At 31.2% G+C, this 14,054-nt stretch carries 12 protein-coding genes; all 12 read left to right on the top strand.

What is annotated here, in order from left to right; translation table 11 throughout:
- The 12 genes from C233_RS0108970 to C233_RS23235 all read left to right on the top strand — a co-directional run bounded on the left by C233_RS0108970 (position 1) and on the right by C233_RS23235 (position 13,963).
- Positions 1 to 930: a glycosyltransferase family 8 protein gene (locus C233_RS0108970; RefSeq protein ID WP_025069134.1), complete on the top strand. Its 930-nt coding sequence runs from the start codon at positions 1 to 3 to the stop codon at positions 928 to 930.
- Positions 931 to 1,350: 420 nt separating this feature from the next.
- The gene (locus tag C233_RS23240; protein ID WP_018667270.1) at positions 1,351 to 2,376 is read left to right on the top strand and encodes a DUF6625 family protein; all 1,026 of its coding nucleotides are present in this window, start codon (positions 1,351 to 1,353) and stop codon (positions 2,374 to 2,376) included.
- Between the two features lie 11 nt (positions 2,377 to 2,387).
- The gene (locus C233_RS22530; RefSeq protein ID WP_018667269.1) at positions 2,388 to 3,929 is read left to right on the top strand and encodes a lipopolysaccharide biosynthesis protein; all 1,542 of its coding nucleotides are present in this window, start codon (positions 2,388 to 2,390) and stop codon (positions 3,927 to 3,929) included.
- 801 nt (positions 3,930 to 4,730) lie between these two features.
- Complete coding sequence (locus C233_RS0108950) at positions 4,731 to 5,648, top strand: glycosyltransferase family 2 protein (RefSeq protein WP_025069132.1); 918 nt, start codon at positions 4,731 to 4,733, stop codon at positions 5,646 to 5,648.
- A 24-nt stretch (positions 5,649 to 5,672) separates the two neighbouring features.
- Positions 5,673 to 6,455, top strand: coding sequence for a glycosyltransferase family 32 protein (locus C233_RS0108945; protein WP_018667266.1), 783 nt, complete (start codon positions 5,673 to 5,675; stop codon positions 6,453 to 6,455).
- A 221-nt stretch (positions 6,456 to 6,676) separates the two neighbouring features.
- The gene (locus tag C233_RS0108940) at positions 6,677 to 7,714 is read left to right on the top strand and encodes a hypothetical protein (RefSeq protein ID WP_128081974.1); all 1,038 of its coding nucleotides are present in this window, start codon (positions 6,677 to 6,679) and stop codon (positions 7,712 to 7,714) included.
- Positions 7,711 to 8,694: a DUF6625 family protein gene (locus tag C233_RS22520; RefSeq protein ID WP_025069131.1), complete on the top strand. Its 984-nt coding sequence runs from the start codon at positions 7,711 to 7,713 to the stop codon at positions 8,692 to 8,694. Before C233_RS0108940 ends, C233_RS22520 begins: the two co-directional genes overlap by 4 nt.
- Complete coding sequence (locus C233_RS0108930; protein ID WP_018667263.1) at positions 8,694 to 9,728, top strand: glycosyltransferase; 1,035 nt, start codon at positions 8,694 to 8,696, stop codon at positions 9,726 to 9,728. The genes C233_RS22520 and C233_RS0108930 overlap by 1 nt, the downstream gene beginning before the upstream one ends.
- 75 nt (positions 9,729 to 9,803) lie before the next feature.
- Positions 9,804 to 10,598, top strand: coding sequence for a hypothetical protein (locus C233_RS0108925; protein WP_018667262.1), 795 nt, complete (start codon positions 9,804 to 9,806; stop codon positions 10,596 to 10,598).
- Positions 10,599 to 10,959: 361 nt separating this feature from the next.
- Positions 10,960 to 11,928, top strand: a complete 969-nt coding sequence (locus C233_RS0108920; protein WP_018667260.1) for a hypothetical protein — start codon at positions 10,960 to 10,962, stop codon at positions 11,926 to 11,928.
- A gap of 4 nt (positions 11,929 to 11,932) precedes the next feature.
- The gene (locus C233_RS0108915) at positions 11,933 to 12,970 is read left to right on the top strand and encodes a glycosyltransferase family 4 protein (protein WP_018667259.1); all 1,038 of its coding nucleotides are present in this window, start codon (positions 11,933 to 11,935) and stop codon (positions 12,968 to 12,970) included.
- A gap of 27 nt (positions 12,971 to 12,997) precedes the next feature.
- Entirely contained in the window at positions 12,998 to 13,963 is a 966-nt protein-coding gene (locus C233_RS23235) for a glycosyltransferase (protein ID WP_018667258.1), read from the top strand.
- Positions 13,964 to 14,054 lie beyond the last annotated feature (91 nt).

Here is a 14,054-nt window from a genome sequence, read left to right as displayed (position 1 = left end):
ATGCATCTTTTATATGTTACCAATGACAGTTATGTTCCGCATGTAGCGGCAACTATTATTTCTGTATTCGAAAACAATTCAAACATGCAATTCTTTGTACATCTTTTGGCTACTGATATCTCTAAAACAAACGAAGAAAAGCTAATTTGGATAATAAAAAAATATAATCATCAACTTGACATCAAAATAATTAATTCTCAAGAATTAGAGATTGATTTGTCCATCTGTGGACATTGGGGTATTTTCCCTTCACTTAAACTATATGCAGCAGACCTCTTTCCTAATATCAAATTAATGCTTTATATGGATGCAGATATGATTTGCATAAATAGTATCCAAGATTTGGAAAAAATTAACATGAATAATTACTATGTAGCCGCAGCTCCGGATGAAGCAGCATGTGAACAACATAAAAAAAGACTTTCCCTCCCGCAAGATGGCTTTTATGGTAATGGTGGTCTAATGTACTTCAATTTGGAAAAATGGCGCAAAGATAAAATCCGAGAAAAATGTTTTTCTTATTTTAATGACCCTGCTAATCGAAATATTATCAAATTTGCAGAACAAGATGTTATCAATAAAATATGTCAGGGACATATTTACCAGTTATCTATCGAATGGAATATGATGCAACTATATTGGTTGCATCATCAACTTGCAATACCGATACAATATAAAAAAGACATAAAAAACTATCGTAACAAAACCATCATTATTCATTATATTGATGCTTGCAAGCCTTGGTTTCGAGATTGTAATTTTCCATTAAAAAAATATTATCATAAATACGCAAAAATGACGCCTTGGGGTATTGTAGATTATGGTTATTCCAAAAATTATGAAGGAAAATGGATTTCGTTAAAAAATAAAACAAAAAAGATATTACATAAGGTAGGTATTAAAAAATGGCCTTATTGTTTTGACACATAAATATAAAAATGCTAATAAAAAATATTTATTTTTATAACATCAAAAAGGAGTAAATGATCAGCCCGGACTTACAGTAGCAATTGAACAAAAGACACAAAACATATGTTTTCAGCAAAAAACTTTATTCACAATTGGAACTACACCACTATAAATATATTTCATATCAGCCAATCTATTATAGAACAACAGTTTTTAAGAACAGGATAGTTGACTAATTCCCTTACACAAAAATATTTTATACAAGAATATCATCTAATATTGGAAACGTTCTTCCATATCCAATCGATACACAAAACGAAAAAATAGGAATAATGAAAGAATTAATTAAAAAGTTATTGCTACGTCCTCCTGCTCTGTAACTACTTTAACTTCATCAGATAATAGAAAACTACAAATTATAAAGTTCAAGAGAAAATAATAATGAACACTATACTGATAATATTGCCATATTTCGGTAAGTTCCCTGAAATGTTTCCTTTTTGGCTAGAAAGTTGTCGCCAAAACAGCACTGTAAATTTTTTAATAATAACAGACCAAAAGTTAGAATCACCTTCTTCCAATATTTATATAGTACAAACAACCCTGCAAGAGATAAAACAACGTATCGAAAAATATATAGGGTTTGAAGTTTATCTTGAAAAAGCATATAAACTCTGTGATTTTAGACCCATATATCCTTATATTTTTTCTGAATACGTATCTCAATATGACTTTTGGGGGTATTGCGATTGTGACCTCATCTTTGGAAATATTCGATATTTTTTAACAGAAGAACTACTTAATCGTTATGACTATTTATTGGGAATGGGACATTTTCATATACAGCGCGTAAATGATCCTAAATATGAAAAGATATGGAAAACCGCAAGAGGACTTTGGCGTAAAATATATTGGCAAGATGTATTTCGAAGTTCCCAAAATGAATGGTTTGACGAACTCCCATACGGAGTAGCAGGCAGATATTACGAAATGTATCCGGAATGCTTTTGGAGTGGTTATATGCCCGAAAGAAGATGTTTTGAGAGTCCAAGTATATCTTATATAGATTTTACAGATGCATATAACCACATAGACATATATAAGAATAACATGGATTACCAAAGGCATATAAAACGATTACCTTTTTGGATTCGTAGACCCGCAGAAGAACTTTCTAACGTAATATATAAAAAGGAAGAAAAGGAATTATTTGCTGTCGGCATTAATCAAAATGGCTATATTATACATAGGCCTATTCTATATGCACACTTTTATAAACGAAAGATATCCACCAAAACTCATAATGTATCCAGTTATATAATACGGCCAAATGCTTTTGTAGATAACTTTCCAATATCTAAAATCACTCTTGTTTATCATTCTAACCATCCCTCTATTTATTACAAAAAATACCTGCAGAAAATCAAGAATCGTTTGAACAGGCATTTCCATTTGAAAATAAAATAGAAATTATAAATATGGAACAAAACAATAAACGAATTTTTAGAAATACAGTTTATCTGTATATACGACAATTCGTTATCATGGCACTTAGTTTTTTCACAACTCGTATTGTACTCGAAAAACTCGGTGCGTCCGATTATGGAGTGAACAACGTCGTAGGAGGATTTGTATCACTGTTTACTATACTAAATAGCATTCTACAGACAGGAACCAGACGTTTTTTAGCATTAAACCTTGGAAAAGGCAATGCAAAGCTCATGAAACGTACCTTTTCTACCGCCTTTATTATTCATTTAATTGCAGGCATTTTTATTGTTATTTTGCTAGAGACCATAGGTATTTGGTTTCTTAATACGAAACTTAATATCGATCCAACCCGAATGATTGCTGCTAATTGGGTTTTCCAGTTTTCTGTACTAAGCGTATTCCTCAATATAACTCAAACGCCCTATACAGCTGCAGTAACAGCACATGAGCAGTTTAACATCTATGCTATTATGAGCATTTCTGATGTAATTGCTAAAGTAATGATACTTTTCCTGTTAGTATTTATTCCGGGAGACAAACTCATCATTTATTCAGCATTATTATTAGTTCTATGTGTCACAAATGTTATTATTTATCATATTTACTGCCTACGACACTTTCAAGAATGTTCATTTTCATTCAAAATAGATAATGCGCTTTTCAAAGAAATGATTCACTTTTCCGGCTGGTCCACCATTTCCAGTATTTTACAAATAACCAATAGTCAAGGGCTATCTATTTTATTGAATATATTTTTCAACACAATAGTAAATGCTGCCCGCGGTTTAGCTGCAACAGTCACCACAACTATCAATATATTTGTAAATGGTTTCATTATTGCAGCAGAGCCACAACTTATAAAGTATTATGGTAGTAATGACCGGAAACACTTTGAACAACTCATTTTCAATATTACACAGTATACCCTCTTTCTTATATCAATCATAGCAGTTCCCATTTTTTTAGAAATAGACTATGTTCTTAAACTTTGGCTGAAAGAAGTTCCGCAATATACATCTGAGTTTATTAAAATTACAATGATTTCATCTATTATAGTCAACTCATATACCATGATTGATCGAGGTATCATGGCATCTGGACATATTAAACAGTTAGCTTTAATAGCCAATACAACTCCCATTATTGTCTTGCCGCTCGTTTACCTTGTTTTGAAATTGGGATTTAATCCAATAATGACCTATATAGTCAATGTAATGCCTCAGTTTTTAGGACTTTTCACTACATTATGGATTATAAGAAAATATGTCGGTTTTCCCTCATTTGCTTTTTTAAAAAGAGTTATCCTAAAAACATATTTTTTAATCGGATTATCATGTATCATTCCATATTGGATTCATTGCAACATGAAAGATGGAGCTATCCGTTTTCTAGCGGTTTGTAGCCTATCCGTAATTTGTACTATAACAATTATGTATATTTTTGCTCTCAATAAAGAAACACGCATATTAGTACAACAAAAAATTGTAGGGCGTTTTAGAAAAGTAAAATATCTCCCACGTAATGAATAATTAGTAACTCCTATATCTATATGTCATGAAACGTTATGTGGAATGTTTACACGAGTTCTTCAAAATGTTATACTAGGTTATACCAATTTGAGAATTTATTACCGATGACCATCTAAATCCCCCAAATAAACATTTAAATACATTCAACTTTTGACGGAGGCTATAAGAAAACTACTGAAATATACTTTCCTCTATAAGACACCCCAAAAGTAGATACTAACAACTTATGACAATGAAACAACGATTATTATATATTGATGTTCTACGAGAAATTGCGACTTTATTGTAATATATAGTCATATTCTTTTGTTTTGTGTAGGATATGGCGAAACATCAGCCTTAACAAACCTTCTGCATTTATATTTCCTTATTGGTAACCAGTATAACAGTGGTCTATCCGCCTATTTTATTGTAAAGGATATTTTTTTCAAAATCATTTACAATAAACAGATTTCAACGTTTACCCCATGCAAACACAAATACATGATTTTCACAATATTGCAAATTATTAAACAGAATACTATTGAAATATATTTCTTACACTATTTTCTCTTATTTAAAATGCTACAGAATGTAATCACTTTTACTCACAGTATGTACAAAGGGGATAGCATAACTAACCATTGCTCCGGCATTGTTGAATTCGGTATATATGGTTCTATTAACATTGCAATCGTTTTTGCATGTATTGGTATTCACAAAGTTATTACCCATGTACCAATCTGAGTAAGCTTATGCTTGGAAGATAAGATACCTAACAAAAATCAATAAGCATAAACAAATCAAGCATAAAAAAGATAAATGAAAATATCAGTAATTCTTCCTATTTACAATGCAGCCAATTCATTATCACGGATGATAGAAAGTATACTAGCTCAAACATTCTCTGATTTTGAATTATTACTTATCAACGATGGAAGTACCGACTGCTCAAACATTATTTGCGATGAATATGCAATAAAAGATAACCGCATCCATGTATTTCACAAACTAAATTCCGGTGTGAGTGCAACTAGGCAGATAGGATTAGATAACGCAAAAGGAGAATATATCATACATGCAGATGCTGATGATTGGGTAGAGCCTACTATGCTAGAAGAACTCTACAACAAAGCAATTGAAGAAAACGCAGATGTAGTTATATGTGATTTTTATACAAATAATGGAAACACTGAAAAATATGTTGAACAACAGCCTGATGCACTTGACCACATATCCATTTTACATGGCTTGTTCCAACAACTACATGGTAGTTGTTGGAACAAGCTCGTAAAACGAGCTTGTTACAACAAACACGGGATAAAATTCACCACAGGCATAGACCATTGTGAAGATTTACTCACATGGATACAATTGTACCAATATCCCATAAAAACAGCCTATTTATCCAAGGCTTTCTACCATTATGTAATGAATGAAAATTCAATTACTCATAATTTCACTCGTAGAACTTATGAAATGCGTTGTATTTTCTATGGAGAATTATGCAAAAGTCTAACAATTAAAGATTTTGAATCTGACAAAAGAAAAATGCGCTTAAGTATCTTATCCGAAGGTTACATGTATAAAGTGGTTTCAAATAAAGAGGTCTGGATAGAATTACTGAAATATAATAAAAGAGCTGCATTCTGTGAAACTCGCAGTCTACGTTGGTTAGGTGGCTATTTATGTTTAGCTTGTGGATTATTTACTCTATCTAAAAAACTACTCAAATATTGATTTAAAATATCAGCTTATACAAATATGATACCTAAAATTATTCATTATTGTTGGTTCGGTGGAAATCCTGAACCAGACGATGTCAAACAATGCATAGCATCATGGCATAAATATCTCCCTGACTATGAAATTAAACGCTGGGACGAAAGTAATTATAATGTACATAAAAATCAGTATATGAGTGATGCCTATAAAGAAAAAAAATGGGCATTCGTATCAGATTATTGTCGCATAGACGTAGTATATAAATATGGTGGAATTTACTTGGACACAGATGTAGAAGTTATAAAATCATTCAATCCATTGCTCTCTGAAGAAATGTTTTGCGGCTTTGAAAGCCGTGATCCATTAATGTTCAAAAAAAGTGCAGTAATAGAACAATCAGTAGCTTTTGGATTAGGTTTCGGTTCTGTTAGCGGACATAAAATATTAAAACAAATGCTTGAGCTTTATGAAAAACTCAGCTTTTATAATACTGATGGTTCATTAAATCTCATTGCGTGTCCACGTTATCAAACACAAATACTTAAGAAAAATGGACTGATTGACAATGGAAAAACACAACGTTTTAATGGTGGTATCGCTTATTCAGCTGAATATTTTTGTCCTCTATCTAATATAACAGATAGAATGCTATTCCTTACTGATAATACTTATAGCATACATCATTTCTCTGTAACATGGGCATCAAAAGAAGCTTTAGCTGAACGTAAACTACGTTTTAAATTAAGCCATTATATTGGTTATAGGCTGGCAAGTAAAACAGCTAAAGCTATTTACATAATGAAAAGAGCCGTTAATATGTAAGTATGATTAAAATTCTAGATAAAAATATTCAAGGACCGCGCCGGCTTATCTACTATGCTCTAATAACATTTTTTTCTTATGAGTTATTGGCTAAGAACTTTGGTTTAAATCGAAACCTTTGTTACATATCCGAACTCATCTCTATAATAATACTTGTATATTATCATCCCTATCAAATAAAGATTTGTAAATTAGAATTCCCTTTCATAATTATGATAACGATGTTTATAGCATCTGTCATAGGGGCTTTATTACAATCTGTCAGTCCTTTCAATTATGTATTTGGATTCCGAGGTGACTACTTATCAATGGTATTATTATTTGCCTCCGCTGCTTATCTTAAAATTAAAGATTATCATCATATATTTAAATTACTTTATAAATTTCAATTTTTAAATATTTTTTTCACTCTTGTACAATGGCTCGTCTTTGGCTATACAGAAGATTTTAATAATGGAGCATTTACAGCAGGTGTAACTCAAGATATATTTTGCGGTGTATTAATGACATATTATTTTTATGCTTACTACCAACGGTTAGTTTCTTTACAAAAACTGCTGTTCGTCCTTATATCTTGTTTTTTTATAGCAATAATACAAGATGAAAGATTTATTTTTATTGAAGCAGCAGTTATTCTATTTTATTTTTCTTTATCAAATGGCTTTACTCCTAAAAAATTACTCACAAGTATAATAATGCTTATTGCTATCATCATTGCCTTTAATAATCTTTCTGAAGGCCAAGCCGGAACATTAACCAATATAAATGATGCGCTAGAATACGCCCAACAATCCGGTGGTTGGAGTTATGGCCTCCCACGTATTGGAAGTGCTCCTATTATACAAGAAAAATTCTTCGGTTCTCCTATTGAGTACATTTTCGGCATAGGATTAGGAAATGCTATTGAAAACCAACTTCTGCTTCTTGATACTTCTTTTTTTGATAAATACAGATATCTTAATTATAATTGGTTCAGTTTTCAGAATCTGTTCCTACAAACAGGATGGCTGGGCATAATACTATATGTTTCTTTTTTTGGTAGCCTATTGATTTATAATTTGCATAATAAATATAAAGCACCCATACAATACCGATATTTATATGATATAACAATTACTATAACACTAATATGTGTTCTCACCATATGGTATAATGCAACATTACGTATTTTCTATGCCACAGTACCTTATTTTATATTAGGTTTAGGGCCTTGTGTAACTCGTGAACTTGTAATAAGAAAAAATAAGATAAAAAAGTGAAAGAACTATGTTTTATTATTCCTTATTTTGGATGTTTTTCAAATTATTTTCCCCTATTTCTAAAAACATGCTGTTTGAATAACAATTTTGATTGGTTAATATTCACAGATGATAATACTAATTATACGTACCCGCCAAATGTACATAAAATTAGTATGACATTCGAAGAATGTCAAAAATTAGTACAATCAAAATTTGAATGTAAGGTAAAATTAAAAAATCCATATAAATTATGTGATTTAAAGCCCATGTATGGTTATATTTTTGAAGAATACATTAAAGAATACAGATATTGGGGACACTGCGATACAGACGTGTTAATGGGTGATTTAAACGGCATTCTAACAAAAAGCTTTTTAGACCAATATGACAAATTGTTTTGCCTTGGACATATGACTATTTATCGTAATACAACAGAAAATAATAGGATTTTCATGTCCAAATATAACAATAAATATGTATATAAAGAAGTTTTAGAAAATCCTTCTATTTGTTGGTTTGACGAAGAATGGAATAATAACTATAACATCAATCGTATTTTTATATCTCAAAATAAATCTGTATTTAATAAAGATTTATCATTAAATATATCAATGTCTTATAATGATTTTCGCCGAACAAAATATGTAGGAATAGGAAATATAACTGCACCATATGGTTATGAAATAGAGAAAAGGAGAGAAGCTCTATACTTATGGGATAATGGACGATTATACCGCTTGTATATAGAAAACGGAATCTTAAAAAGGGAATTTTTTTTATATATGCATCTACAAAAACGTGTAATGAAACTAAATTTATCCATCTTACAAATGGATAAATTTAAAATCGTCCCAGACGAATTTTTACCTTTAGAAGTAGAAACTGTAACAATTGACAATTTCCAGAAAATAAAGAAAAAAGGCTATTGCTGGCATACACAACGTATATTAAAAGATAGAATTATTGACAAATTTTATAAAATTCTACACATTAAATAATGGACATCAATACCCCAAAAGTTTCAATAATAATTCCCGTTTATAATGTAGAACCATATTTGGAGCGCTGCATGCAGTCTTTGCTGAAACAGACATTAAAAGAGATTGAGATTATTATGGTGGACGATGAATCCCCTGATAACTGTTCTATCATGTGCGACAACTACGCAAAACAAGATTCTCGCATAAAAGTCATACATAAAAAGAATGAAGGATTAGGATTCGCCCGTAACTCTGGACTTGAAATAGCAACTGGAAAATATATTGCTTTTCTTGACAGTGATGATTTCGTAGATATTTCCATGTATGAAAAGTTATATAATACAGCCACTCAATATAATCTAGATACTGTTTTTTGTGGTTTTAACCAATATGATTCACATAATACCAAATCCAAGCAAGAAGTTACGACTTTCACAATATATGAAGGTAAAGATATTAAAGAAAAGGTTTTGCTAAATATGATAGCAGGAACTCCTGAACAAAAAGAAGATAGAACCTTGTTTATGTCGGTTTGGCATGCCATATATTCCAATGAACTCATACAAAAAAATAAAATTCGTTTCTGCTCGGAAAGAGAAATCATATCAGAGGACATTGTTTTCGATATTGACTACTTAACTCAAGCACAACGCATAGCGTATATCCCAGATTGCCTTTATTATTATTGCTTGAATGCTAATTCATTATCACGCATATTTAGAAAAGACAGAAATAACAAGATAATAACCATGTATAAAAAATTGGTAATGAAGGCAGAAGAATTCAATTGGCAAAATGAAGAGAAACTACGTATCATGCGTTTATTTATTGGTTATAGTAGAAACGCTATGATTGACTTATGCAATTCAAATCTAAAATTTACCGAAAAGATGAATTTACTCCACCAAATATGTTCAAACAATATTTGGGAAAATATATTAAATAAATATCCTTATCAGAAACTACCCGCAATATATGCTCTTTTTACTATTCTAATAAAACATAAATGTTACTTATCTATTTATGTACTTTCGCATTTGAAGAAAACATAATAGTACATAATTTATAGACTCTTACAACAAAGTTTAGTCCTGTAAGCATCATCATCGAACTTAAATTAAAAAAGCATGAAGTTAGCAATATTACTAACAGCAACTGTCAGAGTACAAGTTATTGGAGGAAATTTCAGTACAGAAGAAAGGGCAACAATGTATAAATCTGCCTTGAGATATTATACCATAAAAATAGGCAAGAAATATCCAATTGTGTTCTTGGAAAATTCGGACTATGATTTGTCTGAGTTGAAAAAAGAATTTAATGATAAACTAGATATAGAATGGATTCAATTACGACCTGACGAAGAATTGCCTTTTAATCCTCAAAAAGGCAAAAGTTTCAATGAATATCTGATGATTAAAGAAGGAGTACTGCGCTCAGAAAAACTAAAAGAATGTACGCATTTCCTTAAAATTACGGGGCGTTATGCCATGGTGAATATTCAGACAATGACACGAGAGATAGAAAAGCGGGCATACAATAAAGTTTTTATGGGCGATATTAAAGACACGAGATTGTATGAGATGATTGGTTCTAAGAATTATGGACATTGGGGAGATAGTCGCTTCTGGGTATTCCAAGTGGAATATTATAAAAATGAAATGCTAGACTGCTATTTGCAGATGGATGATTGTACTGAGGGTAAATGGGCAGAGCATTACCTGCTGAATATGGCAAGAAAGTATAAAGAAGACGAACGTTTCATCTTCCGTTTTCGTAATCAGGTATTATTCAATGGTATCACGGGTATGCGTACTTCAAAGGATTTAGCAACAGGTAAATTCCGTCAAGATTCTTTAAGTATCAAAATCAAATGTCAAATTCGTCATTTAATGAGAATTTTGTTTCCTAAATTTTGGTTCTGACAATTTATGGAAAAAGTTAATCTTACTGAAAGAAAAATCGGATATATTGACGCTATACGTGATTTTGCCATATTACTTGTAGTTTTCCATATAAATATTGGAACCGGAAACTATGAAGAAAATAAACTACTACACCGTATCATTTATTCTTTCCACATGCCGCTATTCTTTTTTTACCAGAGGAATGGTAGGTTATAAAAAATCCGAATCATGGACAAGTACATATTTTATGAGTTTTGTAAAACGCCTATTCCTGACTTTGATACTACCTATATTTGTCTTTTTTGTTCTTGCCATGGCTATCGGACATAAAAACATAGGTGAAACTTTTTAAAAGCGGGATAATCTATCAGAAACAAGTATGGAAAAAGATACAGAGGGATTAAATATGCCGAAATTCATGACGGCAGTTAGAAACATTTTACATTTTTTCCGTCCTAAATTTAGAAACTTTAAATACTATACAAAGTGTAGATTTGGACGAGCAAAGTATAGAAATGTACTTTATTTAGTCTTTGTTCCCAATAAGAAGCATCCAGGCCTAGCAGATAGAATTAAAGCAATTATGTCTTGTTATGACTTGGCAAAGTCGAATGGTTATCAATTCAAACTCTTTTTTGAGACTCCATTTCATTTGGAAAAATATCTGAGACCTAAATATGATTGGGTGGCAACATTAGAAGATTTGGAATACTCCTTACGGGATACAAGAATCATTGATGAGCATTATCGAACAAAGCCTTTAAGACTTATATCAAACAAGCAATATCATTGCTATAACTACGATGGGCATCACATACCAAGAATATTTCCTGATACGGGATATAAGTTTTCAGAGCTTTTCCATGAGTTGTTTGAACCATGCGAAGAACTAAAAAAAGCATATTCTGATTTTAACATAGAGGAAAAAGGGTATGTGTCATGTCATCTTCGTTTTGTAAATGCTTTGGAAAAGTTTGAAAACACTTTTTTTGAAAATCATTTAGAAACACAGGAAGAACGAGACGCCTTAATTGAAAGATGTAAAGATGGAATTAGGCAAGTGATAACAAAAAATCCGGGAAAGGATGTTTATATTTTCTCTGATAGTAAGTTGTTTCTTAATTCTTTGTTAGATATACCCGTTAAGGTATTGCCATCCGATAATATCGGTCACGTAAGTGAAGAGGCCAAAGCAAATATCGCTTTCAAGTCTTTCCTTGACTTGTATATAATGACAAAAGGAATTGCTGTCTATCGCTTCTGTGCTCCGGAACTTTACTCCATCTCTCATTATGCCCTGCTTGCTGCTACTATCGGAGACATTCCATTTGACGACATAAAGGTTTAGGATAATGAAGAACAAAAAAGTTTTAGTTGTAGCTACCTCGCGTAAAACACGAGGTGGTATTACATCCGTTATAAAAGCGCACGAAACGGGTGAGCAATGGAAGAAATTTCATTGCAAATGGATTGAAACGCATAAAGACGGAAACAATATAAGAAAGCTATGGTATTTAGGTAGTGCTCTAATAGAATATTATTGCTTATTACCATTTTATGATATAGTACATATACATATAGCGACCACTCAATCAGCCAAAAGGAAGCAGCTATTCTTCTATCCTGCCAAATGGATGAAAAAGAAAATTATTTTTCATTTTCATCCTTCAAATGAAAAGTTCTTATTTGAGCCTCATAATCAAACATTATATCGAAAACTTTTTTCGCAAGCAGATATAGTACTCGTACTTTCGGAACAATGGAAACGTTGGATAAAAGAAGCTTTAGGGCTAACAGAACACATAGAAGTACTGTATAATCCTTGCCCTACTGTAAATAGAAGAGATGACATGCGAGAAAAATCCATATTATTTGCTGGTACTATTATTCCTCGAAAAGGATATGGAACACTTCTTAGAGGTTTTGCTTTAATCGCATCTAAATATCCAGAATGGAGAGTCACATTTGCTGGTAACGGAGAAATAGAAAACGCAAAACGAATAGCAAAAGAATTAAACATAGAAAAGCAAGTTGAATTTTTAGGTTGGGTGTCAGGAAATAAAAAAGAAAAAGCTTTCCAAAAAGCTTCTATATATTGTTTAGCCAGTGACGGTGAAGGATTTCCAATGGGAGTATTGGATGCATGGGCCTATGGCATTCCAAGCGTAGTTACCCCTGTTGGTGGTATTCCTGACATTGTGATAAATGGAGAAAATGGATTAGTTTTTCAAGTAGGTAACGAAATAGAATTAGCAAAACAGTTAGAAAGAATAATAACAAATAATGATTTATACAAAAAATTAGTAAATGCATCTTTACATTTAGCACATACAGCTTTTAATATTTCAACCATTAATAGACAATTGGAAAAGATATATTCAAATCTATAAAAACAACAAATATAAATCTATTACATCATGTTAAGTATTATAATCCCTTGCTATAACGCTAGCAAATTTATAACAAACTGCTTAAAATCAATAGAAAATTCTGGCGAAGAATATCAAGGCTTATACGAAATTATAATTATCAATGATGGAAGTACAGATGGCACAAGTGATATCTTAACTTCTTACAATCTGCATAGTACTTACGGGAGGGGGGGGGTAAAAATTATAAACAATATAGAAAATCAGGGAGTATCCAATACTAGAAATATTGGAATAGAATATGCACAAGGAGAATATATTTGGTTTATTGATGCAGACGACGATATTACAACTGACAGTATATCTATCATTTTAAAGACATTAGAAACTGATATCCCAGATATTTTATTATTTAACTTCAACTTCATCAGAAATAACCAATTGGAACAACAAAAAAATTTCATATCAAAAAGGACTCTAAATAATGAAGATATCATAGAAGAAGTAATTCCTGCTTTGTTTGGTTACTCACAGAAAAATCTAGATAATTTGTTTAAAGGTCTTCCCTTAACAAATATAAAAGGATTTATGCATGGAGCTGTATGGCATTATATATTTAAACGTTCTATAATAATAAATAATAAACTTCTTTTCCCAAATATAGCACTAAATGAAGACACTATGTTCATTCTGAAATACTTGTGCTATGCACAAAAGATGAAAGTAATATCAGAACATCTATATAATTATTATCTACGGTCATCCGGCTCTATAAGTAGAATTTTAAATAACCCCATACTCTTATTCAATAATAAATTAAAATTAGCGGAAGAAAGGAATAATATAAATATTCTCTATATACAAAAGCATCAGATTGATTTATCTTGGTGTTATAATGGCTCGTTATTGCTATCAGCCATAGAATTATGCGTCAAATTATCAAAAGAGTCATATAAACTTATAAAGCTATTCAAGGAAGTATTCTTCTTTTCCTCCCGTCAGGCAAGCTATTGAAAATATAGATATCACCAATGCTCCACTAAAGTACAAAATACCTATTTTTCTTATAAAAAACAAGTATTATAGTTTACTATACACATTAATA

It is taken from the genome of Bacteroides gallinarum DSM 18171 = JCM 13658, assembly GCF_000374365.1.
GTDB classification, from domain to species: domain Bacteria; phylum Bacteroidota; class Bacteroidia; order Bacteroidales; family Bacteroidaceae; genus Bacteroides; species Bacteroides gallinarum.
Note: the sequence above shows the minus strand (reverse complement) of the source record. Positions and strands in the feature narration are given on the sequence as shown.

What these genes read in the sequence shown, in the direction of transcription:
- C233_RS0108915 (WP_018667259.1), top strand. Translation starts at nt 11,933, where the DNA reads ATGAAGAACAAAAAAGTTTTAGTTGTAGCTACCTCGCGTAAAACACGA.
- C233_RS23240 (WP_018667270.1), top strand. Translation starts at nt 1,351, where the DNA reads ATGAACACTATACTGATAATATTGCCATATTTCGGTAAGTTCCCTGAA.
- C233_RS23235 (WP_018667258.1), top strand. Translation starts at nt 12,998, where the DNA reads ATGTTAAGTATTATAATCCCTTGCTATAACGCTAGCAAATTTATAACA.
- C233_RS0108945 (WP_018667266.1), top strand. Translation starts at nt 5,673, where the DNA reads ATGATACCTAAAATTATTCATTATTGTTGGTTCGGTGGAAATCCTGAA.
- C233_RS0108930 (WP_018667263.1), top strand. Translation starts at nt 8,694, where the DNA reads ATGGACATCAATACCCCAAAAGTTTCAATAATAATTCCCGTTTATAAT.
- C233_RS0108920 (WP_018667260.1), top strand. Translation starts at nt 10,960, where the DNA reads ATGGAAAAAGATACAGAGGGATTAAATATGCCGAAATTCATGACGGCA.
- C233_RS0108940 (WP_128081974.1), top strand. Translation starts at nt 6,677, where the DNA reads ATGTTTATAGCATCTGTCATAGGGGCTTTATTACAATCTGTCAGTCCT.
- C233_RS0108925 (WP_018667262.1), top strand. Translation starts at nt 9,804, where the DNA reads ATGAAGTTAGCAATATTACTAACAGCAACTGTCAGAGTACAAGTTATT.
- C233_RS0108950 (WP_025069132.1), top strand. Translation starts at nt 4,731, where the DNA reads ATGAAAATATCAGTAATTCTTCCTATTTACAATGCAGCCAATTCATTA.
- C233_RS0108970 (WP_025069134.1), top strand. Translation starts at nt 1, where the DNA reads ATGCATCTTTTATATGTTACCAATGACAGTTATGTTCCGCATGTAGCG.
- C233_RS22530 (WP_018667269.1), top strand. Translation starts at nt 2,388, where the DNA reads ATGGAACAAAACAATAAACGAATTTTTAGAAATACAGTTTATCTGTAT.